Annotated in this window: 22 protein-coding genes; 10 read left to right on the top strand and 12 right to left on the bottom strand. The window is 64.7% G+C overall.

Annotated features, from left to right (window positions below; genetic code table 11):
* Both NJF35_RS02550 and NJF35_RS02545 read right to left on the bottom strand, forming a co-directional pair.
* Positions 1–618, bottom strand: a 618-nt coding sequence (locus tag NJF35_RS02550; protein ID WP_253090644.1) for a cache domain-containing protein, incomplete at its 3' end; no start/stop codon positions are given.
* Between the two features lie 60 nt (positions 619–678).
* Positions 679–816 (bottom strand): hypothetical protein, encoded by a 138-nt coding sequence (locus tag NJF35_RS02545; RefSeq protein ID WP_225787454.1) that lies wholly within the window; start codon positions 814–816, stop codon positions 679–681.
* 99 nt (positions 817–915) lie between these two features.
* Between NJF35_RS02545 and NJF35_RS02540 the strand changes: the two genes are divergently transcribed.
* From NJF35_RS02540 to NJF35_RS02515, 6 genes are all read left to right on the top strand, one after another.
* A complete protein-coding gene (locus tag NJF35_RS02540; protein ID WP_225787453.1) occupies positions 916–2,343 on the top strand; it encodes an amino acid permease in 1,428 nt (475 codons plus the stop codon).
* 155 nt (positions 2,344–2,498) lie between these two features.
* Complete coding sequence (locus tag NJF35_RS02535; RefSeq protein ID WP_225787452.1) at positions 2,499–3,035, top strand: 2,4'-dihydroxyacetophenone dioxygenase family protein; 537 nt, start codon at positions 2,499–2,501, stop codon at positions 3,033–3,035.
* A 101-nt stretch (positions 3,036–3,136) separates the two neighbouring features.
* Positions 3,137–4,048, top strand: a complete 912-nt coding sequence (locus NJF35_RS02530) for a LysR family transcriptional regulator (RefSeq protein WP_225787451.1) — start codon at positions 3,137–3,139, stop codon at positions 4,046–4,048.
* Positions 4,049–4,122: 74 nt separating this feature from the next.
* On the top strand, positions 4,123–5,373 hold the full coding sequence (locus NJF35_RS02525) for an aspartate aminotransferase family protein (RefSeq protein ID WP_225787450.1): 1,251 nt from the start codon (positions 4,123–4,125) through the stop codon (positions 5,371–5,373).
* Between the two features lie 382 nt (positions 5,374–5,755).
* Positions 5,756–6,658, top strand: coding sequence for a DMT family transporter (locus NJF35_RS02520; protein WP_225787449.1), 903 nt, complete (start codon positions 5,756–5,758; stop codon positions 6,656–6,658).
* Positions 6,659–6,755: 97 nt separating this feature from the next.
* Positions 6,756–7,325: a GNAT family N-acetyltransferase gene (locus tag NJF35_RS02515; protein WP_225787448.1), complete on the top strand. Its 570-nt coding sequence runs from the start codon at positions 6,756–6,758 to the stop codon at positions 7,323–7,325.
* A gap of 67 nt (positions 7,326–7,392) precedes the next feature.
* Here NJF35_RS02515 and NJF35_RS02510 read toward each other — a convergent pair whose 3' ends face one another.
* Positions 7,393–8,766 carry an MBL fold metallo-hydrolase RNA specificity domain-containing protein gene (locus NJF35_RS02510; protein ID WP_225787447.1) on the bottom strand — a complete coding sequence of 458 codons (1,374 nt, stop codon included), beginning with the start codon at positions 8,764–8,766 and terminating at the stop codon, positions 7,393–7,395.
* A 237-nt stretch (positions 8,767–9,003) separates the two neighbouring features.
* Between NJF35_RS02510 and NJF35_RS02505 the strand changes: the two genes are divergently transcribed.
* Positions 9,004–9,552, top strand: a complete 549-nt coding sequence (locus tag NJF35_RS02505) for a GNAT family N-acetyltransferase (RefSeq protein ID WP_225787446.1) — start codon at positions 9,004–9,006, stop codon at positions 9,550–9,552.
* A gap of 177 nt (positions 9,553–9,729) precedes the next feature.
* On the opposite strand, the gene NJF35_RS02500 is transcribed toward NJF35_RS02505, so the two are convergent.
* The gene (locus NJF35_RS02500; protein WP_253080935.1) at positions 9,730–10,656 is read right to left on the bottom strand and encodes a universal stress protein; all 927 of its coding nucleotides are present in this window, start codon (positions 10,654–10,656) and stop codon (positions 9,730–9,732) included.
* 222 nt (positions 10,657–10,878) lie between these two features.
* Between NJF35_RS02500 and NJF35_RS02495 the strand changes: the two genes are divergently transcribed.
* The 3 genes from NJF35_RS02495 to NJF35_RS02485 all read left to right on the top strand — a co-directional run bounded on the left by NJF35_RS02495 (position 10,879) and on the right by NJF35_RS02485 (position 13,106).
* Positions 10,879–11,952: an NAD(P)-dependent alcohol dehydrogenase gene (locus tag NJF35_RS02495; protein ID WP_225787444.1), complete on the top strand. Its 1,074-nt coding sequence runs from the start codon at positions 10,879–10,881 to the stop codon at positions 11,950–11,952.
* Between the two features lie 112 nt (positions 11,953–12,064).
* Positions 12,065–12,286 carry a hypothetical protein gene (locus tag NJF35_RS02490; RefSeq protein ID WP_225787443.1) on the top strand — a complete coding sequence of 74 codons (222 nt, stop codon included), beginning with the start codon at positions 12,065–12,067 and terminating at the stop codon, positions 12,284–12,286.
* 1 nt (position 12,287) lies between these two features.
* Positions 12,288–13,106: a helix-turn-helix domain-containing protein gene (locus tag NJF35_RS02485; protein WP_225787442.1), complete on the top strand. Its 819-nt coding sequence runs from the start codon at positions 12,288–12,290 to the stop codon at positions 13,104–13,106.
* Between the two features lie 72 nt (positions 13,107–13,178).
* Here the strand turns inward: NJF35_RS02485 and NJF35_RS02480 are convergent, their stop codons facing one another.
* From NJF35_RS02480 to NJF35_RS02445, 8 genes are all read right to left on the bottom strand, one after another.
* Complete coding sequence (locus tag NJF35_RS02480; RefSeq protein ID WP_225787441.1) at positions 13,179–14,306, bottom strand: hypothetical protein; 1,128 nt, start codon at positions 14,304–14,306, stop codon at positions 13,179–13,181.
* Between the two features lie 624 nt (positions 14,307–14,930).
* Positions 14,931–15,239, bottom strand: coding sequence for an AzlD family protein (locus NJF35_RS02475; protein ID WP_225787440.1), 309 nt, complete (start codon positions 15,237–15,239; stop codon positions 14,931–14,933).
* Positions 15,236–15,943 (bottom strand): AzlC family ABC transporter permease, encoded by a 708-nt coding sequence (locus NJF35_RS02470; protein WP_225787439.1) that lies wholly within the window; start codon positions 15,941–15,943, stop codon positions 15,236–15,238. Before NJF35_RS02470 ends, NJF35_RS02475 begins: the two co-directional genes overlap by 4 nt.
* 147 nt (positions 15,944–16,090) lie before the next feature.
* A complete protein-coding gene (locus tag NJF35_RS02465; protein WP_253090643.1) occupies positions 16,091–17,506 on the bottom strand; it encodes an aspartate ammonia-lyase in 1,416 nt (471 codons plus the stop codon).
* Entirely contained in the window at positions 17,493–18,482 is a 990-nt protein-coding gene (locus NJF35_RS02460) for a LysR family transcriptional regulator (RefSeq protein ID WP_253090642.1), read from the bottom strand. Before NJF35_RS02460 ends, NJF35_RS02465 begins: the two co-directional genes overlap by 14 nt.
* Positions 18,483–18,509: 27 nt before the next feature.
* Positions 18,510–19,862: an MFS transporter gene (locus NJF35_RS02455; RefSeq protein WP_225787436.1), complete on the bottom strand. Its 1,353-nt coding sequence runs from the start codon at positions 19,860–19,862 to the stop codon at positions 18,510–18,512.
* A 248-nt stretch (positions 19,863–20,110) separates the two neighbouring features.
* A complete protein-coding gene (locus NJF35_RS02450) occupies positions 20,111–20,413 on the bottom strand; it encodes an antibiotic biosynthesis monooxygenase (RefSeq protein WP_225787435.1) in 303 nt (100 codons plus the stop codon).
* 19 nt (positions 20,414–20,432) lie between these two features.
* A complete protein-coding gene (locus NJF35_RS02445; protein ID WP_225787434.1) occupies positions 20,433–20,819 on the bottom strand; it encodes a hypothetical protein in 387 nt (128 codons plus the stop codon).
* Positions 20,820–20,923: the final 104 nt, after the last annotated feature.

The raw sequence follows: 20,923 nt of genomic DNA, 5'->3' as shown, positions 1-20,923 counted from the left end.
GGGGCTGACGATCACCTGGCCGTCGCGGTCGGCCAGGAAGGCATGGCCGATGCCGCCGAAGTCCACGGCGTTGATGATGTCCACCAGGGTGTCCAGGCTCAGGTCGCCGCCAGCCACGCCCAGCAGCTCGCCACTGGCCTTGCTGCGCACCGGCGTCACGATGCTCATCATCAGGCCACCGACCGTGCCTTGGTAAGGTGGCGTCAGCACCGTGTGCCCCGCGCTCGCGGCGGCGCCGTACCAAGGGCGCTGGCGCGGGTCGAAGCCATCGGGCAGCTCGACGAACGGTCGCTGGGTGAACACCCCATCGGCCTGGCCGAGATAGGTGAACAGGAAGTTACGGGTATAGGAAGGCTGGTCGACCAACCCCGCCACATTGGCGTCGGTGCCCTGCAGGGCGATGTCCTGGGCCAGGTTCTCCAGCACCAGGATGCGCCCGCTCATCCAGTTCTGCACGCTGCTGGCGGTCAAGGCGCCAGCCTGTTGCACGGACGCCTCGATGTTCTGGCCGATGGTGTTGCGCTGCAGGTAGTCGTTGTAGAGGGTGAACAAGGCGAATGCCAGGACCACGACGGCGCAAGCGCTGAGCAGGATCTTGTGGCGGAATTTCAGGTTCATGTTTCAAGACCTTGGATTATTTTTTTGAATATCGCACGCGCATGATTCGATGGCGGCCTGTCACCCCTTGCTATCGGCCGTTGCCTGAACAATTTGATGGCGTTCGGTATTTTCCCAGGTCGTGAACGGAAACATCAGCGCGGTGAACAGCAGGCCGCGATCCTGTGACGACTCGTCACACCTGCTGTGAAATGCCATGGCCTAATCCACGCCTCGCCCAGCCCTTAAGGTAGTGCGCCAAGGCCGCCTCGCCGGTGGCCACTGACAACAATAAGCGTCCAACCGAGGTGCAAGCCGATGCGTGATGGTCAAGATAAGGTCAATGACAAGCTGGGGAACGGCTTGAAAGGCAGGCAGGTCACGATGATCTCGATTGGCGGCGTGATAGGCGCAGGCCTTTTCGTGGGGTCGAGCAACGCCATCGCGGCCGCCGGACCTGCGGTATTGGTGTCCTATGTGATCGCCGCGATGATCGTGGTGCTGGTGATGCAGATGCTCGGAGAGATGGCCACGGCCAGGCCGGACACCGGCTCGTTCTCCTCCTATGCCGACCAGGCCATCGGGCGCTGGGCCGGTTTTTCCATTGGCTGGCTGTACTGGTGGTTCTACGTGCTGGTCATCGCCATCGAAGCCATCGTGGCCGGCAACATCCTCGGCGACTGGCTGGGCCTTCCCCACTGGATCACGGCCTTTGCCATCACCTTCGTGCTGATCGTCTGCAACAGCCTCAGCGTGGGCTCGTTCGGCACGCTCGAGTACTGGTTGTCGCTGTTCAAGGTGGTGTCGATCGTCAGCTTCATCGTTCTGGGCGTACTGGCCATCTTCGACCTGGTGCCAGGTTCGTCCACCCATGGCATCGCCAACCTGTATGCCAACGGCGGCTTCGCCCCCAATGGCAACGTGGCGATAGTCGCTGCGCTGCTGACCGCCATGTTCAGCTTCCAGGGCAGCGAGGTGGTCACCATCGCCGCAGCCGAATCGAAGGACCCCAAGGCCAACATCAAGAAGGCGATTCGCGCAGTGGTGTGGCGCCTGGGCCTGTTCTACCTCGGCTCCATGTTCGTGGTCGTGTGCCTGGTCCCCTGGAATGCGCCAGGCCTGGCGCAGGGCTCCTACCAGGCGGTGCTCACTGCCATGAACATCCCTTGGGCACCTGCCATCATGAGCATCGTCGTCCTGGTGGCGGTGACCAGTTGCCTGAATTCGGCGATCTACACCGCCTCGCGCATGGCCTATTCGCTGGCCAAGCGGGGCGATGCGCCAAGGGCGGTGTCGCGTACCACGCCCAAGGGTGTGCCCCTGTTGGCGGTCGCGCTGACATCGCTGGCCGCGCTGGTCGCCCTGGCGGCCAACTACCTGTTGCCCAAGCAAGTGTTCCAGTTCCTGCTGGCCACCAGCGGAGCCCTGGCCCTGCTGATGTACCTGGTGATCGCCGTGACCCAGTTGTACATGCGTCGCAAGCTCGTGGCCCTGGGCAAGCGCCTGGAAGTGCGGATGTGGCTGTTCCCCTACCTGACCGTGCTGACCATCGCCTTCATCCTCGGGGTCTTCGCGATCATGGCAGCCTTCCCGGGGCAGCGCGCGGAGCTGTTTTCCACGCTCGGCCTGACCGCCGTGCTGGTGGGCATCGGCGCCTACCTGCAGAAGTCCCAGCCAGAGCTTTCGGCCCAGCGCAGTGCCATGGCACCGCTCGACGAGCACGCGCAGCGGCGGGCCCTGGCCTGAGTCTCCGCGCGGCGACTGCCAGCCCGCTGTGACCGAGCGTCATGGCGGGTGTGCCGACGAGGTCCTTTTTCCCCCTCTATCGCAACCTTAACCTGCATGAAGCCCCGGCCGACCGTATGGCCGGGGCCCCAGAGAACCAACCGTGGAAGCCTTTCATGAACGTAGCCCGCAAACCCGACGAATTGGCGATTCCCTATCAACTGCCCCAGGTGCCTTTCATGTCGCCCGACATGGTGCACCCCGGCGTGCTTGGCAAATGGCTCGACGACGACCAACTGTGGGTCCCGGTGACCGCGTCGGTGTCCTTCAAGCCCCTGCTGCTGAGCGTCTCTGGCGGCTACTACATCAACCTGCTGCGCGTGCGCCAGAGCGGTGTTCTGTCCCGCCACCGCCATACCGGTGGGGTCCATGCGCTGGTGCTCAAGGGGCGCTGGTACTACTTGGAGCATGACTGGATCGCCGAGGAAGGCTCGTTCGCCTTCGAGCCGCCGGGAGAGACCCACACCCTCTTCGTGCCGGAAGATGTGGAGGAGATGATCACCTGGTTCCATGTGCAAGGGGGCTACACCTACGTCGATCCCCAAGGTGTGGCAGTGGGGTACGAGGACGTCTTCACCAAACTGGAAGCCGCTCGTGCACACTACACGTCGTTGGGCCTGCCCGACGACTACATCGAACAGTTCATCCGCTGAGCAGGCTGCTGTCGGGGCTGCCGTGCAGCCCCGACGACATCACGCCCAGCTCGACCACCGCAGCACTGCCCGTCTGCTGATCGGCCACGGGAGACAGGAACATGGACAACTACTCACAATTGCTGGCATTCCTCTGGGCCACCGAGCACGGTAACTTCTCCGCGGCGGCACGGGCCCACGGGATGACCCCTTCGGCCATCAGCAAGCTGATCACCCGCCTGGAGAACCGCCTGCAGGTGCGCCTGTTCCAGCGTGGCACGCGCAGCCTGACGCTGACCGAGGAAGGCGCCGCCTACCTGGTCAGCGCCCGAGCGGTGAGCAATGCCATGGCCGAGGCGGACTCACTGGCCGAGGCGTTCCCGACCCGTGTCAGTGGCACGCTGCGCATCCATACCATGACCACCTTCGCCAAGCACCAGATTATCCCCTGGTTGCCGGAATTCCTCGCGGCCTACCCTGGCCTGGCCGTCGATATCCAGGTGGGTGCGCAGTTTCATGACCAGTTCGATCAAGGGCTGGACGTGGCCATCCACAGTGGCATCCTGCCCGATTCGACGCGCATCGCTCGCAAGATCGGCCAGAGCCGCTGGATCGTCTGCGCCTCGCCGGACTACCTGGCCCGCCATGGCGTACCCGAGCATCCACGGCAATTGCTCGATCACACCTGCTTCAACTTCGGCTTCGACAGCGTCTGGAACAACTGGAGTTTCCTCATCGATGGCGAGCCCACCACGGTGCCGGTGGTCCCCAAGGCCACGTTCGCCCAGGGCGACCTGCTGCGCGACCTGGCGCTCGGTGGCGCGGGCATCGTGCGCCTGGCGCAGTTCCATATCGGCCAGGACCTCCACGACGGGCGCCTGGTCCCGCTGCTGGAGCCCTACAGTAGCGACAGCAGCGAGCCGATCTACATGATCTACACCAACCGCAAGCACCTGAGCCCGAGGATCCGCGTGTTCCGCGACTTCCTCGAGCACAAGCTCGCCCACAACCCCTGGGACACACGCCGACAGTGAGCGTGGCCGAACCACACAGGCTTCGAGCCGATCCCGCCATCGGCTCTTCATCGAACGACAGAACAGAGGTCCCCATGCGTAACCTGGTTGGCGATGTTTCCAGCGCCGCTCGCATCCTGCCCGAACTCAACGGGCAAACCCTCTTCATCCGCAAGGGCAAGGGCGCCTACCTGTGGGATGACCAAGGCCGTCGCTACATCGACACCGCGCTCGGCTTCGGCGCCGTGTTGCTCGGGCATGCCAACGACCAGGTCACTGCCCAGGTCGCGGCGGCCCTGGCCGACTCGCCCTCGCCGTCGTGGGCGCATGTCCGCGAGCATGCCGCCGCCACTGCGCTCGCTGCGCACACCGGCGCGCTGAGCAAGGTCATCTTCACCAACTCCGGCAGCGAGGCGGTGCACCTGGCCTGCCGCGCCGCCCGCGCCTTCACCGGCCGCGGCAGGATCGCCAAGATGGCGGCCGGCTTCGATGGCTGGTTCGACGACGTCAGCTTCGGTAACGTCAGTTCGCGCGAAGCCGGCTTCGCCAACGGCCAGCGCCCCGCCACGGCACGTACCACGCTGCTGCGCTTCAACGACTTCGACGACGTGGAACGCCTGTTCGCCGAAGACCCCGACATCGCCGCGGTGATCCTCGAACCCATGCTCGCCAACGCCGGCTGCATCATGCCTGCCCCTGGCTACCTGGCGCACGTACAGGACGTGGCCCACCGCCACGGCGCCCTGGTCATCAGCGACGAAGTCCTGATGGGGTTTCGCCTGCACGCGGGGCTGGCGGCCTTGCACGCAGGCCTGGACCCGGACATCGCCAGCGTCGGCAAGGCCATCGGCAACGGCGTACCGGTCTCTGCCATCGTCGGCAAGCCACATATCCTGGCGGGCTTCGAGGAGGGGCGCGTGCTGCGTGGCGGCACCTTCAGCGGCAACCCGATGGCGTGCGCGGCGGTGATGAGCACACTGGCGCAACTGGACGATGCCGACTATCCGCACCTGCTCGAGCGTGGCGAAGGGCTGCGCCTTGCCGTGGAAGAGATCTTCGCCGCCCAGGGCATGGCCGTGAGCACCAGTGGCTACGGCAACGTGTTCGGTATCTGGCCTTCGCGTCAGGCGCCGGCAACCTACGCGCAGGCACTGGAGGTCGGCGACGCCGGGTTCAGCAAGGCTTTGCACCTGGCCCTGCGGGAAGCGGGCCTGCTGATGATGCCGTCGCAATATGGGCGGATCTACCTGTCATTCGATCACAGCGACGAGGTGGTGGACGACATGAAGGCTTGCTTCGAGGCCGCCGCCGCCAGCCTTGCCCCACGCTTCGCCCACGCAGGGTGAGACTTTGAGCTGTCGTTTGGGGCGCTTCGCGCCCCTTTCCGACCGGTCCGGCGCCCCGGACAGTCATTGGGCCACCACCCACGTCGCCATGACGCGCAACGACACAAGCAACGTCGCGATCTGACAAGTACATGTCGCAGGCGACCGTCTCGCCAAAGCCCCCTGATCGAATAATTCTCCCATCGGCTGAACCTTGCGCCAGAGGCCAGCCCCGCGACACCCGCGAGTATGCAGCCTCGCTTCACAATTCCAACGCTGCGGCGCCCCTTTGCACCGGACAACCGGTAGCACCCCATAACGATAAATTCTCCAAACCCGAAAACCCCGCGCGCATCGCCCTTGGGAAGTGCCTGCGCGCGCTTGTGAAGACCATTCGACTGCCATGATCGCAACCTCCGTTTCCACCGCCGGGACCTCGACCGGCCATCGCAACGCCCTGCTCGCCGCGCACATCGCCGCTGTGCTGTTCGGCCTGACCGGTATCCTCGGCGCACTGATCCAGGCCGATGCCAGCCTCATCACCTTCGGCCGGGCGACCTTCGCCTTCATCGCCCTGGGCTTCGTCGCCGGGCTCAAGGGCACGCGTCTGCTCGATGCGCTGAGCTGGCGCAACCTGCCGGTCATCGGCCTGACCGGCACCCTGCTCGCCGCCCACTGGGTGACTTTCTTCATCGCCATCAAGGTCGGCGGCGTGGCGGTGGCGACCCTGGGCTTCGCCAGCTTCCCGGCGTTCATCGCGCTGATCGACCTGCTGGTGTTCCGCGAGCGGACCGGCGCCACCGAGAGCCTGCTGCTGTTGCTGGTGACGGCGGGGCTGGTGCTGGTGGTGCCGTCCTTCGACCTGCTCGACCAAGGCACCATGGGCCTGCTCTGGGGGCTGGCCTCGGGCCTGGCGTTCGCCCTGCTGGCGGTCGCCAACCGCCGCCGCCCCAGCGGCATGGACGCGATGCAGGTGGCGTTCTGGCAGAACGTGGTGGTGGCGGCGCTGGTGGCACCGTTCGCCTTCAGCCACCTGGCCGGCACCAGCCTGCACGGCAACGACTGGGTCAATCTGGCGCTGCTGGGCGTGTTCTGCACCGGGCTGTCGCAGTTCCTCTTCGTCAAGAGCCTGGACGGCCTGCAGGCCCGCACCGCCGGCATGGTCATTGCGCTGGAGCCGGTGTATGCGATCGCCTGCGCCTGGTGGCTGTTCGGCGAACAGCCGTCGCTGCGGATGGCCGCCGGGGCGGCCCTGATCGTGCTGGCCACCCTCATGACGGCGTGGCGCAAGGCCGCAGCCCACTGAGGCGGCGACCACACTTGACAAAGATCAAGCGGCGCCCTGGGCAGGGCGCTAAAACAGCAGGGTGCATTCTCCTTTCCCGAACCTGCTGGAGGCTCCCATGGACCCTGCCCATCCCCATGCTGCACCCGCTGACCTGGCATTTCCCGAGACCGCTGGCGAACACTGGGTCCAAGCCCTGAACAACGGCAGCCATGTGCTCATCCGGCCGCTGCGCGCCGCGGATCGGGAGCGCGAGAAAGCGTTCATCCAGCGGCTGTCGCCGCAGTCGCGGCACTTTCGCTTCCTGTGCCAGATCAAGGAACCCGGCGAGGCCATGCTTGACCAACTGATGAGCATCGACCACGACCGGCAGATGGCCTACGTGGCCTTGGCCCATGTCGACGGCGAGCTGCAGGAAGTGGGCATCAGCCGCTACGCGGCTGCGGCCGAGACCGGGCAGTGCGAATGCGCGGTAACGGTGCTCGATGCCTGGCAGAACCTTGGATTGGGATCGCTGCTGCTCGGCCACCTGATCGATGCCGCCCGGGCCCATGGCTTCACGCAGATGTACTCGATCGACGCGGCCGCGAACGTGGCGATGCGCGACCTGGCACAGGCCCATGGCTTCACCACCTCGCGGGACCCGGACGACCCCAGCCAGGTCGTTCACCGTCTGGCCTTGGTCTGAGCTGCCTGCAGGTGGGTCATCTGGGGCTGCGAAGCGGCCCCAGCATTTGCCAAGCCCAACGGTGTAATTAGTGCTCCTCCCCCTGCCCCACCGGCACCGTCTGCAAGTGCTCCGGCACACACACCGACCAACCGAGCTCGAGGCTGATGCGCCGGCGCAAGGTATCGGCGGCGTGGGGCTCGCCATGCACCACGTAAGTCTGCCGGGGCGCGGTACGCAAACCCCGCAGCCACTGGATGATTTCGTCGGCATCGGCATGGGCGGAAAGATTCTCCATGGCGAACACCTGTGCGTTGATGGGAACGTCCATGCCATGCATGCGCACGCTCCTCGCCCCGGCGACGATGTCCGCCCCACGCGTGCCACCGGCCTGGAAGCCTGAGAACAGCAGGCTGTTGCGAGGGTTGGGCGCCAACGCCTTGAGGTGGTGCAGCACCCGCCCACCGGTCGCCATGCCACTGGCGGCGATGATCACCGCAGGCCCGCGCAACTGGTCCAGTTGGCGGGACTCGTCGACCGAGCGAACGATGCGCGTGCTCCGGTACATCGCCGCACACTCCTCGGCCGACAAACGGTGCTCGCTGTGAAAGCGCAGGTACAGCGCCGTGGCGTCGGTGGCCATGGGGCTATTGAGATAGACCGGGATATCGGGGATCAGCCCGTCCTTCTTCAGCTTGTAGAGGTAGTACATCAACAACTGGGCGCGCCCGACGGCGAACGAAGGCACCAGGGTGATGCCCTGGCGCAGCGAGGTCTGGTTGATGACATCCGCGATGTACTGCTCGGTCGAGCCGGCGGGGTGCTGGCGATCGCCATAGGTGGACTCCACCAGCAGGATGTCGGCCGCCTCGATGGGCTCGGGCGCATACATGACCGGGTCTTCCGGCCGCCCCAGGTCGCCGGAGAACACCAGCGTCTGGCCATCGACACTGAGCTCCACGCTGGCAGCGCCCAGGATGTGCCCGGCCGAACGCAGGTAGACGTGCACGCCAGGGGCGATCTGCACCCGCTGGTGCAACTCCAGCGGCCGTAACAGTTTCAAGGCACGCTGGGCGTCCTCTTCGGTATAGAGGGCACGGGCGGGATGATGCTTGGAATAGCCCCGCCGGTTGGCATAGTCGGCTTCCTCCTCCTGCAGCCGTCCGCTGTCGAGCAGCAGTATCCTGGCCAGCTCGCAGGTGGCGGGGGTGGCGTAGACCGGCCCGCGATAGCCTTCCCGGGCCAGCACGGGCAGGTAGCCGCTGTGGTCCAGGTGGGCATGGGTCAGCAGCACCGCGTCGAGTGAATGCAGCGGCATCGGCAAGGGTTGCCAGTTGCGCAGCCGCAGCTGCTTGTAGCCCTGGAACAGGCCGCAGTCGACGAGGATACGGGTGGCACCGCGTTCGAGCAGGAACTTGCTGCCGGTCACCGTGCCGGTGGCACCGAGGAAGGTAAGCTGCATGGCATCGACCTCTGGGATCAGTCAGGCGTGGGTTGACCGCCAGGGCGCTACAGGCCATCGGACATGCCCGCCAAAGCGGCTCGTCCACGGATTATCGAAGCGCCGCCGCCTGCCGGCTTGATCCAGGTCAGAAAGGCTCGCGCCACACCGGAAACTTGATGCAGGTCAGGTCGCCCGGAGCCAGGCGTTCTACAACAACCTTGTTGCCGGCTGGGATCGAGCGCTTGGGAGCAGGGTATGAACAGCAAGCATGACGATGACGACCTGGCCTGCCCACATTGGGTCGAGGCCCTGGATGACGGAACACCGGTGTTGATCCGCCCCCTGCGCGAGGAGGACCGGGAGCGGGGGCGGCGTTTCCTCGGGGCGATGGCCCACGACGTGCGCCACTTCCGCCGCCTGGCAGGGTTCGATGGCCGCGCGCCGTCGATGATCGACCGGCTGATGGACGTGGACCCTCACGGGTGCAGGGTGTTCGTCGCCCTGGTGCATGACACAGGCCAATTGTGCCAGATCGGCTTGAGCCGCTACGCGGCGATCCCCGGCAGCCAGGACTGCACCTGCGCGGTGGCGGTGAGCGAGCCCTGGCGGCGCAAGGGGCTGGGCAGGCTGCTGATGCGGCACCTGATCGATGCCGCCCGGAGCGATGGCTTGCACGGCATGGTGTCGCGCGACCTGGCGGGCAACTACGGGATGCACCGGCTTGCCAAGGCGCTTGGCTTTTCTGCCCGTTACCTGGACGGGGATGTCTCTGAGATCATCCATGAACTCGCACTGCGCGAGTGAGTGTCGATGCGGGACGGGCGTCAATGCCGGTCAGTCACGCGGCATGGGGCTGCCTTGCAGCCCATCGCCGGCAAGCCGGCCCCCACAAGGTACGAGTCGTACCCTAGATGATGCGGTTTGTAGGGACTCTGTGGGAGCCGGCTTGCCGGCGATGGGGCGCGAAGCGGCCCCTGTCGCTCACACCACCGCCTGCTCCGGCGTGATCACCAGCACGCTGGTCGGCAACTTGTACAGCATCCGTTCGACCGTGCTGCCGATATACCTGGCGACGCCGCGATGGTGGGTCCGCCCCATCACCACCACATCGATATCGTGATGCCCGACGAACAACGTCAGTACCTTGGCCGGGTCGCCCATGATCATGTGGCAGCGCTCGGGAGGAATGCCATTGCGTTCGGCCAACTGATTGAACTCGTCACCCTGCGCCGCGTGCAAGGTCTCGGCGGCGTTGGCGTCGAACAGGAACGAACGCCGGGCAAGGGTCTCGGCCTCCTGGTACATGGTGCCCAGATCGTAGACGTAGAGAAGCTCCATCTGCGCATTGCATTGCAAGGCCAGCTTCAAGGCTTCGCTGATGATGCGGTCATTGAACCCTTCGTACTGGTCTTGCGGCCGCGACAGGTCCACAGCCGCCAGCACCCTGCGCGGGAGGGCATGCCGGGTGGCACAGACGAAGTGCAGCGGCACCCGGCACTCGCGCAGCAGCCGGACATCGAGCGTGGTGAACAGCGCCCGCTGCAGGCGCGACGCCTGCTCGATATCCTTGATGAGCATGGCGAACGGATACTCGCGCAGGTGGGCGAGGATTTCATCGAGCACATCCTGCACCCAGACGACCTCGGTGGTCACCGTGAGCCCGTTGCGGCGCAGCGGCACGGCCTGGGTCTCGAGCCATTGGCGGTGTCGCTCCAGGTAGCCCTGGCGCATCGCCGCCAGGGCCTGCTCATCCACCAGCCCGGCCGTGGCCAGCCCTTCGAGGTAGTCGAACGCCACGATGTGCAGGGCCATGCCCTTGGCCTTGGCCAGGGCCGCGGCCCGTTCGTGGGCGGGGGTATGCTGCATCAGCGGGGAGGCGATGAGCAGCAGTCGTTGTTGGTCGGCCATGGCGCACCTCATGCTCGGGAGTCGTGCTTCGATGCTGCGCCTCCGCCCTGCTGCCCGCTTGACCTGTATCAAGATCGCATCGGCACCTAGCGGGCCGACATACGGTCGCGCGCGACCGGCCAATCCCGAGCGAAACATTGACACCGGTCAATGGATGCCCAGGGTTTTGGCGCACGCTAGGTGAACATTTCGAATGCCGATCACGGATCAGGAGGCGTTGCCATGGCTCGCATGAAAGCTGCGATCTTCGTCGACAAGAACAGAATCGTGCTGGACGAGAAACCCATTCCCGACGTGGGCCCCCTCGATGCGCTGGTGCGGATCACCACCACCACGATCTGCGGCACCGACGTGCATATCCTGCGTGGCGAGTACCCCGTGGCCAAGGGCTTGACCGTCGGCCACGAACCGGTCGGGGTCATCGAGAAACTGGGCGCCCAGGTCCAGGGCTTCAGCGAAGGCCAGCGGGTCATCGCCGGGGCGATCACCCCCAGCGGCCACAGCAACGCCTGCCTGTGCGGCTGCGCCTCCCAGGATGGGCCGGGCACCCGGCATGGCTTCAAGGCCACCGGGGGCTGGAAGTTCGGCAACATCATCGACGGTTGCCAGGCCGAGTACGTGCTGGTGCCCGACGCCATGGTCAACCTCTCGCCCATTCCCGACGGGCTTTCCGACGAGCAGGTGCTGATGTGTCCGGACATCATGTCCACAGGCTTTTCCGGCGCCGAACGCGGTGGCGTGAAGATCGGTGACGCGGTCGTCGTGTTCGCCCTCGGCCCCATCGGCCTGTGCGCGGTCGCCGGGGCACGCCTGATGGGCGCCACGACCATCATCGGCATCGACTCGATCGCGCCACGCATGGCCGTGGCACGCCAGCTCGGCGCGACCCATGTGGTCGACTTCAAGCAGGGCGACGTGGTGGAACAGATCATGGCCCTCACCGACGGCCGTGGGGTCGACGTGGCGATCGAGGCCCTGGGCACCCAGGCGACCTTCGAGTCGGCCCTGCGCGTACTACGTCCAGGGGGCACGCTGTCGAGCCTCGGGGTCTACGCCAGCGACCTGCGCATTCCGCTGGACGGTTTCGCCGCCGGGCTCGGCGACTACAGCATCGTCACCACCCTCTGCCCGGGCGGCAAGGAGCGCATGCGCCGCCTGATGCAAGTGGTCGCCAGCGGCCACGTCGACCTGTCGCCGCTGGTGACGCACCGCTTCAAACTCGACGATATCGAGGCGGCCTATGAACTGTTCGCCCATCAGCGCGATGGGGTCATGAAGGTGGCGATCACGCCCTGAATCCTCCTGCCACGCTGGGCATGGACGCTGTCACGCTTCATCGAATGTGCATGTACAGGTACGTCTGAACCTCACAGGCCTTGGCCTGGCGCAACCACGCGGAGGATGGCCGATGAACGTCTATATCGAGAAGCACCCACGACAGGGCCGTTGGTGGGTGCACATGGACCTGTGGCGCGTGGCCTTCAACAGCCACGAGGAGGCTCGCCAGTTCGTGGAACGCTTGAACAGCCGCCTCAACGCCCCGCATTCCCTGGCGATGATCGCTCCTTGCCCGGTCCCCCCGGATCACCTGCCCCGCCCAAGTGCCCGCGCGCACCCGACGGAGGCCTGACATGTACGAGCGGATCAACGCCAGGCTCATCGAACAACCGCCCCAGGATGCCGCGGCCCCGCCGATCCACCTGCACCCGCTCGCCTCTGTCTGCAAGGGCTGCAGGGTCGGCTCGCTGTGCCTGCCCACCGGCCTGCCCGAGCAGGACAATGGCCGCTTCAGCGCGCTGATCGGCCAGCGCATCAGGGTCAGGAAAGGTTGCGGCCTGTACCACGCCAACGACCCGTTGCAGTACCTCTACGCGATACGCTTCGGCAGCTTCAAGACCAGCCTCACCAATGCCGAGGGGCAGGGTCTGGTCATCAACTTCTGGATGCCGGGCGATGTGATGGGGCTGGATGCGATCAGCACCAACCGCCATGTCTGCGATGCCATCGCCCTGGAAGACAGCGAGGTCTGCCCCATCCCCTACCAGCGCCTGGAAGCGTTGGCCCGTGAGTTCCCCTTCCTGCAACAAAGCCTGAACCGCCTGCTCAGCCGGGAAATCGTCCGCGAGCACGAGCGCGTGCTGATGATCTGCAACCTCACCGCCGAGGAACGCTTGGCGAGCTTTTTGGTGGGGCTGTCCAGGCGCTTCGTCAACCGGGGCTATTCGGCCCACGGTTTCGTCCTGCGCATGTCGCGGGAAGACATCGCCTCCTACCTGGGGCTGCGCCTGGAAACCGTCTGCCGGGGCATCGCGCACCTGCGGCAACTGGAAATCGTGCGCCTGCGTGGGCGCGTCGTGGAGATCCTCGACCTGCCGGCGCTGATGGCGTTGGAACATGGCTACGGCAAGTCACGGTCACGCTCGGCGTGCGCCCGGCCCGCTGAGGACTGAGTGAAAAAAAGACGACAGGTTCGCCCCCATGCCAGTCAGTAACGCTTAACTGACTGGCATGGGGGCGAACGTTCAGTTTTGCCCGATCACCTGGGGCGAACGCTTCAACACGCGCCGCTTGAAGTCGGTCACCAGCATCAGGAACAACAGGCAGAAGCCGATATAGCCATTGAGCACGTACACCACGTTGATCAACGCATCGAAGGGTACGTTCAAGCCCACGGCGGTGCCGACCACGCAGAGCACGCACAGCAGCCCACGGTGCCGGGCACTGAATTCATCCGGCGCGAAACGCTTCACCGGCGCCCACAGCAGCGAAGCCGCTGTGGTGTAGATGGCCGCGAAGATGACCAGCGTCACCAGGCCAGACAGACTGGGGCTCAGCTTTTCCACCAGGATCAGCGAAGGAATTTGCGCACTGGCCACATCCTCCAGGTGCGCCGCCAGGCCGAGCATCATGGCCAGGACCGCCAGGGAGAACAGCACCATGCCCAGGACGGCGCCGCCACCGGCCTCGGCGCGATTGTTGCTGGTGCTGCCCAGGTTGGTCATGAAGGCCGCCAGCCACATCATGCAGAAGCCGACATAGGACAGGCACGCCGTGAACCAGCTGCTGCCGGCCTGCAGGACGGTCTTGTCCTCCACCAGGGGCTTGAGCGTGGCCGGGTACTGCTCCAGGCCTTCAGGTGCCATGAGCACACCCGCCACGCCGATGACGATCGCCAGCACCGAGAGCAGCGGGCCGATGGAGCCCACCACGCTGATCAGGCGGTTGAAGCCGAAGAACAGCGTCACCAGGGTCAGCCCGCCCATGAGGACGCCGCCATACCAGTTGGGCCAGCCGAACTGCTGGTTCAGGGCCGCCCCCGCGCCAGCGATCATGACCCAGAACGACATGTACAGGAACAACACCGAGAAGTAGTCGAAGAACGTCCCGATAGGCTTGCCGCAGTAATACCTGAAGATGTCTTTGGGTGCGGAAAACTGTTGCTCGTAACCCGCCATGACAAAACTCAGTGCCACGTAGGTGAATAGCAGGAACATGAGCGCGATACTGGCCAGGCCGGCATATTCGTAGGCCACGAAGTACTGCATGATTTCCTGGCCTGTGGCGAAGCCGGAGCCGATCAGCAGGGCGATACAGGCGCCACCGATGACGAACATTCGGGAAATGCGGGCGGGGGAATGTTGCTTATCCATTTTGACTACGTCCTCGTGCTTCTTTTTCTTATTGCTAGAAGTCGCTGTATTCCAGGCGCAGCAGGGCAGCGCGCAGCGCCCGAAGAACACTGGGTATGAAAGGCTTTTTTCGACAGTTGTAACGTGATCGAGCGGGTGGAAGGGCTGGGAGTGGTGGTTCTTCTCTTTGTTATCCAGCGTGGATTCGACAAGCAATGTACGTGCTGGTTTTGCCCACCGAACCTTCCGCTAACGCCGTTTGCGTGTCTGTTCGCGACACTTGGGAAGCGTGTACCAGAACAGGGGTGGCCAGTGGACGAGCAAGGTCGAGAATACCCTACCGTGCTCGGCCTACCGGCTCTGCCACGACAACCAAGTGCATACCCGCAATATCACACGCGTGCCGTTGATCTGCCCTCGGCGAACTGGTGGATACCGGTCACTGGGCCGCTGCGCGCCCCTTTCGCGCCACAAGGCCGCTCCCCCTTCTGTCATTCATCACTGTGCTTATGAGGGATCACCCTGCCCTTCGGACTGAGCTGTCGCGCAGAGAACATACGGTTGAGGCAGGCCCCTGTAGGAGCGAGCTTGCTCGCGAACAAGGGCGCAGCCCTTGCCGTACACCGGTGGAGTCAGGGCCGTCCTTCAGAACTGCCTGGCGATTGCCGCCACGATGATGCCTGCGGCAATCGCCGGCAGCGGTTTTCTCAGCGACAGCATGACGACCGCGGTCGCCAGCAAGGCCAGACGCGCGCCCATGTCGCCCGTCACCGCCAGCGGGGCGATGACCGCCACCAGTACCGAACCCGACATGGCATTGATGAACTGCTGCACGCGGTAGTTGATCGGCACGAACGACATCACGAAAACGCCACCCCAGCGCGTGGCCAGGGTCACCACCGCCATGACCAGGATAATGACGAACGTGCCGAGGCCTGTGCTTTCGATACTCATTGCTTCTTCTCCATCCAGAGTGCTCCCAGCACACCACCGGCCAATGCCCCGACCACCACATGACTGTTTTCAGGCAGGTACGCGTACGCCAGGAGCGATGAGCACGCCGCAAGGCTCCAGATAACCAGCATGCGCAGGTTCTTTTGCCCACCGATCACCATTGCCAGCAGGAAGCATCCCATCACCATGTCGAGCCCCAGGCTGACCGGGTCCTGGATCGCGCTACCGAAGTACAGGCCCAGCCAACTGCCCAGCGCCCAGGCCGACCACAACGCGATGCCCCCACCCAACAAGAGCCCCAGGCCAGGCTTGCCGCGGTTGAAGGCCTGCATCGACATCGCCCAGTTGGCATCGGACACCACCAGCATCACCCCGTAGCGCCTGGCCCGGGGCAGGTCCTTCAACCAGGGATACAGGGTCGCGCCCATCAGCAGGTGCCGGGCGTTGATCGCGAACACCGTGATGACCAGCGGGACGATCGGTACATGCGCTCCCCACATATCGAGAACAGCGAACTGCGCCGCGCCGGCAAACACCAACGCACTCATCAGTAGCGTCGATACATCGTCCAGCCCAGTCTGGGCCGCAGCCAGGCCGAAGGCGACACCGAAGACAACGACGAACAGGGAAATGGGCAGAAGCTGCTTGAAGCCACCCCATACCTCGCCCGCATCCAAGCGCACGGGTCTATTTTCCACACTCAACGCAAACCTCTCCTCTTTTCTGTATGGGTGCTCAGGCATTGGGGGCATATTTTGCTGGGCAGCCTTGATTCAGAAAAGCGAATAAGTGTTCGGCAGGCCAGGGGACACCCCCACTGGCCTGCTGTGATAGCGCTAATGCGCTATCGATCACCGCCCCTCGAACACCGGGTACGACGCCTTCTCGATGGCCGCTATCGCGTCGGCCTCAGTCATCACTCCCGACTCGGCCATGATCGCCAGCAGCGAGCGACCTTCGTTCACCGACTGGCGCGCCAGCTTGCTGACCTGGGCATAACCCAGGCGCGGCACCAGGGCAGTGGCCACGGCCATGGAGTCGGTGAGATGCGCCAGATTGCGTGCCTCATCCGCCTGGATACCAGCCACGCACTTGTCGCGGAAACGTTCGATGCCTTGAGTCAGCAAGGTGATGCTGTCGAACACCCGCGAGGCCACCACAGGCTCGAAGTGATTGATCTCAAGCTCGCCATACTGCACGGCCTGGGCCACGGCGACGTCGTTGCCGATCACTGCGAAACTCAGCTGGATCATCGCCATCGGCAGCACTGGGTTGACCTTGCCGGGCATGATCGACGAACCGGCCTGGGCTTCCGGCAGCTTCAGCTCGCCCAGGCCACCTACCGGGCCGGAAGACAATTTGGTCAGGTCAGCGGCGATCTTCGCCAGCGACGCCGAGCAGGTGCGCAACTCGCCGGAGACACGGGCGAACACGTCCATGTTCTGCATGGCATCGAACGGGTTGGCCGGGGCCAGGTACTCCACCTGGGTGATGCGTGCCAGGTGCTGGTACACCGCCGCACGGTAGTCGGCCGGGGCACCGAAGCCGGTACCGATGGCAGTGCCGCCCAGCGGCAGGGTACGCAGCTTGCCGCGCACGGCCACCAGCTCATCGGCCAGGCGGCGGGTCAGCGAGGCGTAGCCGGAGAACAGCTGGCCCAGGCGCATGGGCTGGGCATCCTGCAGGCAGGTGCGGCCCAGATGGAGGATGTCGGCGAACTGCACGGCCTTGGCCTCGAATACGGCCGCCAGCAATTTCACCTGCTCGATCAACCCACCGAGCATGGCATGGGTGGCGATCTTCAGTGCCGCCGGATACACATCGTTGGTCGACTGGGAGATGTTGACGTGGTCGTTGGGGTGCACCACGTCATAGCTGCCGGCGGCATGGCCGAGCAACTGCTGGGCGCGATTGGCGATGACCTCGTTGAAATTCATATTGGTCGAGGTTCCGCCCGAGCCCTCCATCAGGTCGACGATCAGCGAGTCGTCGCACTCACCAGCGATCAGCGACTGGCAGGCCTGCGCAATGGCCTCAGCCTGGGTGCCGCCGATCACACCGCAGTCGAGGTTAGCCAGGGCCGCGGCCCACTTGCACTGGGCGAAGGCATCGCGCAACGCCGGATAATGGGCGACGGTCAGCGGCGAGACGGTCAGGTTGTCGAACCCGCGTACGGAGTTCACGCCGTAGAGCTTGCTTGCCGGAATCTGCACATCGCCCACATAGTCCTGTTCGACGCGCACGTCGACACGGTCAAAAGTACTCACAGGTAGTTCCCTCATCGAATTTCACTAAAGCCTCGACCCCCTTGCCCAGCGCCTCGAGGCGCGGCAGGAAGGAGTCGAAGATGACGGTACGCGCCGACTCGCAGGCATCTGCGAAGAAGGCGCCGTATTCATTGCGTCTGGCCACCAGGTACAGCGAGCGCTCCAGGTTCAGCTCGGGTGCAAGGTGGGCGGTGACGTTATCCACCCAGGGCAAGGCCTGGAGAAAGCACATGGGGCTGGTCACCGCCCAACCGATACCCTCGGCGACCATGGCGGTCAGGGCGTCGGCGTTGTCCAGCTCCAGGCGGTTGGGTACGCGCACGTTGAGGCTGCGCAGGTGCCGCTCGATCTGCCGGCCCACCTGCGAGGTGCGGTTGAAACGCACCACCGGCAGCACATTGGCCAGCGCACGGACGTCCTCGATGCTGTGCAGCTGTTTGCCCAGGGTCTTGGGCGTGATCACGAAGTAGCGTTCGGTGAACAGGCGGTAGCGGATCACGTCGTTGGCATCCATCAGTGGGTCGCTGGTGACGATCAGGTCCAGGTCACGGCGCAGCAGCGACTCGCCCTGCTGCGGGCTCAAGCCTGTGCGCACCGACAACTGCGTCACCTGGCCGAGCATCTGCCGGGTGAACATCGAGCCGCAGGTGGCGGCGAAGGAGTCGACCAGGCCGATGCGCAGGTCGGGCTTTACCCCGCGCCCGGCATCCAGCACCTGGGCCTTGAGGTTGGACAGCTCCTCGCTGAGCAGCGCACCACGGTTGCGCAGGGCCAGGCCGAAGGGGGTCAGGGTCAATGGCCGCGTGGTGCGATCGACCAGCACGACCCCCAACTCGTCCTCCAACTGGCGGACCATTTGCGACACCCCGGACTGGGAGATCCCCATGCGGCTGGCCGCGCCCGACATGCTGCCCTCCTCGGCCACGGCGATGAACACCTGTACTGCGTGCATGTCGATCAGTCGATTGGCTGGCATGGGATCTTCCTTTTTAGCGTTAGCGGATCAGTGCGCGTTGGCCGGCCGCTCATCGGCCGTGGCCGCAGCCTGGGCCTCGGGACTGACCGCTGCAAGCTGCTCCTGGCTGGTCTCGGGGGCGAACAGGTGACAGAACACCCCGCCGAACACCAGCACACCGACGCACACTCCCAGCGCCGTATGCACCCCCAGGTGCTGCACGGCGATCGGCAGCAAGAAGGTGGCGAAAGCCGAACCGAAGCGACTGGCGGCCACCGCCATGCCGATACCCGAGGCCCGCAGGTGGGTGGGGAACAGCTCGCCGGGGTAGACGAACTCCAGGTTGACTGCTGCCGCCAGCACGCAGGCGAAGAAGCCGAAGGCGATGATGGTGCCCAGCGGCCCGAGGCCGGCCCAGGCCAGCGCGGCCAGGCCCACGGCACTGAGGTAGAAGGTGCCGACCAGGAATGCCCGGCGCGAGATGCGGTCGATGATCAGCAAACCGAGCAGCGCACCGATCATCAGCAGCACGTTGTACACCAGGCCGCCGACGAACTTGTCCTGTACGTTGAGCGCTTCCAGCACCCGGGGCGAGAACGTACCCAGGGCGAAGAACGGGATCACCTGGCAGGTGTAGAACACGCAGCCGACCAGGGTGTTCTTGCGCCAGCGCTTGCTCATCAGTTCGTTGAAACCGCCGCGCTTGCTTGGCGTGACGGGTGCTGTCGGCAGGCTCACGTTCGGGCCGAACTTGGCGCGCACGATGGCCAGCGCTTCCTCCCTACGGCCACGGGCCACCAGCCAGATCGGCGACTCTGGCACGCCCAGGCGCAGCGGCAGGATCAGCAACGCCGGCACACCGCTCAACGCCAGCATCACCCGCCAGGCGTCCGGGCCGATATCACGGATGGCGAAGCCCACCAGGTAGGCCGCCACGTACCCCGCCGCCCAGGCTGCCGCGAGCACGCTGAGCAGGCGACCACGGTAACGACGCGGGGCGAACTCGGTGACCAGCGACTTGCTCACCACATAGTCGAAGCCCAGCACCAGGCCCAGCAGCAGACGCAGCACCAGCAACTGCTCCGGTGAGGTGACGAAGAACTGCGAGGCCGAGATACCTGCGAACAACAGCATGTCCCAGGCAAAGATGGTGCGACGGCCGAACTTGTCGGCCAATGGCCCGGCAAACAGGCTGCCGAGGAACAGGCCCGCCAATGACGCCGCGCCGAGCAGCCCCATCCATAGCGCATTCAATTGCAACGGCCCCGCCGCCATGCTGACCGCGATGCCGATGATCCCTAGCACGAATCCGTCACTGAATTGACCGCCTGTGCCACTGAACACCGTCCGCAGGTGGAAGCGGCTCAGGGGGAGGTCTTCGAACGAAACTGGACTACTCATTCGTGTCTCCACTTGCTTCTTGTAGTAGTTGTGGGCCGGCCCGGGTGGCCGGTTGCGAATGAGTCTACGGCTGCACAATCAGCAAAACAGCAGGTGTGTTCGGAGTATCAGGATCCTTGATACTAGCGGCCACGAACACTGATGGAGGTGCCTTTTATCGGGCTCGCGGCGTTGCTCGGTAGCGTCAGGAGCTTCGTGGAGCGAGGCTATCTACACCTGGCCAGTGACAGGCGCAGGATGGCGTTCGCTCAAGGAGAGGGGGCAAGCAGAAATGTTGTAAAGCACAACCTCGACAAACGCCGCTGCGCTGCCAGTTCGAACAGCGTGGCCAGGCAGGGCAGGTGGAAGTGCTCGGTCATGCGCTCGACCGAGTCCCAATGTCCGGTGATGATCCAGGCCTCGCTCGAGGACTCCCGGCGAGCCAAGGTATAAGCCACGCAGCCGGACGTGCGATTCAGCGCTTGCAGCAGTGTTTCCAGCCTCCCCCGAAGGTTCGCTGCCGCCCCATTGGCCGAGTCGATTTCCACTGTGTTGATTGCAACCAGGCCCATGGCGCTATCGCTCCGCCGTTCATTTCGCCAGTAGTTGATCCGCGACCTTGAAGGCTTCTTCCTCGGTGTTCACTACCAACAGCGGATAGCCCCAGAAGGCTTCGAACGTGCTGGCGAACGACCTGGCGGCTTTCTGTTTTTCAGCATCGGGCTCGACGAGCACCTGCCCTCTGACGAAAGCGCGCAAGGCGGCCTTGTGACGCTTCATCCAGAGCGACAATCGCTTGCGTTCTTCGTGGGAATGCTCATGCGCCTGCCGGTCTGCGTTTTCCGCATCCAGTAACACGAAAGGCTCCTCGCGGGCCAACAGCGCTTCGAACGCGGCAAAGCCCTCGTCGCCGGTATCGATGCCGGCACCGCCAATCTTCATCCAGACCAACGGGAAATAGGTGGAATTCAAAAGCATCGGGCTCGTCCTCTGGGTTGGCTCCTGAAAAAACAAGGCGTCGACGACGCCGTTGCACAATAACGACGCTCCCCGTGGACGTCATTGCATAATCTTGTCATTCT

The sequence above is a fragment of the Pseudomonas guariconensis genome (genome assembly GCF_024127895.1).
Taxonomy (GTDB): domain Bacteria; phylum Pseudomonadota; class Gammaproteobacteria; order Pseudomonadales; family Pseudomonadaceae; genus Aquipseudomonas; species Aquipseudomonas guariconensis_B.
Note: the sequence above shows the minus strand (reverse complement) of the source record. Positions and strands in the feature narration are given on the sequence as shown.

What these genes read in the sequence shown, in the direction of transcription:
- NJF35_RS02545 (WP_225787454.1), bottom strand. Translation starts at nt 816, where the DNA reads ATGGCATTTCACAGCAGGTGTGACGAGTCGTCACAGGATCGCGGCCTG.
- NJF35_RS02540 (WP_225787453.1), top strand. Translation starts at nt 916, where the DNA reads ATGCGTGATGGTCAAGATAAGGTCAATGACAAGCTGGGGAACGGCTTG.
- NJF35_RS02535 (WP_225787452.1), top strand. Translation starts at nt 2,499, where the DNA reads ATGAACGTAGCCCGCAAACCCGACGAATTGGCGATTCCCTATCAACTG.
- NJF35_RS02530 (WP_225787451.1), top strand. Translation starts at nt 3,137, where the DNA reads ATGGACAACTACTCACAATTGCTGGCATTCCTCTGGGCCACCGAGCAC.
- NJF35_RS02525 (WP_225787450.1), top strand. Translation starts at nt 4,123, where the DNA reads ATGCGTAACCTGGTTGGCGATGTTTCCAGCGCCGCTCGCATCCTGCCC.
- NJF35_RS02520 (WP_225787449.1), top strand. Translation starts at nt 5,756, where the DNA reads ATGATCGCAACCTCCGTTTCCACCGCCGGGACCTCGACCGGCCATCGC.
- NJF35_RS02515 (WP_225787448.1), top strand. Translation starts at nt 6,756, where the DNA reads ATGGACCCTGCCCATCCCCATGCTGCACCCGCTGACCTGGCATTTCCC.
- NJF35_RS02510 (WP_225787447.1), bottom strand. Translation starts at nt 8,766, where the DNA reads ATGCAGCTTACCTTCCTCGGTGCCACCGGCACGGTGACCGGCAGCAAG.
- NJF35_RS02505 (WP_225787446.1), top strand. Translation starts at nt 9,004, where the DNA reads ATGAACAGCAAGCATGACGATGACGACCTGGCCTGCCCACATTGGGTC.
- NJF35_RS02500 (WP_253080935.1), bottom strand. Translation starts at nt 10,656, where the DNA reads ATGGCCGACCAACAACGACTGCTGCTCATCGCCTCCCCGCTGATGCAG.
- NJF35_RS02495 (WP_225787444.1), top strand. Translation starts at nt 10,879, where the DNA reads ATGGCTCGCATGAAAGCTGCGATCTTCGTCGACAAGAACAGAATCGTG.
- NJF35_RS02490 (WP_225787443.1), top strand. Translation starts at nt 12,065, where the DNA reads ATGAACGTCTATATCGAGAAGCACCCACGACAGGGCCGTTGGTGGGTG.
- NJF35_RS02485 (WP_225787442.1), top strand. Translation starts at nt 12,288, where the DNA reads ATGTACGAGCGGATCAACGCCAGGCTCATCGAACAACCGCCCCAGGAT.
- NJF35_RS02480 (WP_225787441.1), bottom strand. Translation starts at nt 14,306, where the DNA reads ATGGATAAGCAACATTCCCCCGCCCGCATTTCCCGAATGTTCGTCATC.
- NJF35_RS02475 (WP_225787440.1), bottom strand. Translation starts at nt 15,239, where the DNA reads ATGAGTATCGAAAGCACAGGCCTCGGCACGTTCGTCATTATCCTGGTC.
- NJF35_RS02460 (WP_253090642.1), bottom strand. Translation starts at nt 18,482, where the DNA reads ATGCCAGCCAATCGACTGATCGACATGCACGCAGTACAGGTGTTCATC.
- NJF35_RS02455 (WP_225787436.1), bottom strand. Translation starts at nt 19,862, where the DNA reads ATGAGTAGTCCAGTTTCGTTCGAAGACCTCCCCCTGAGCCGCTTCCAC.
- NJF35_RS02450 (WP_225787435.1), bottom strand. Translation starts at nt 20,413, where the DNA reads ATGGGCCTGGTTGCAATCAACACAGTGGAAATCGACTCGGCCAATGGG.
- NJF35_RS02445 (WP_225787434.1), bottom strand. Translation starts at nt 20,819, where the DNA reads ATGCTTTTGAATTCCACCTATTTCCCGTTGGTCTGGATGAAGATTGGC.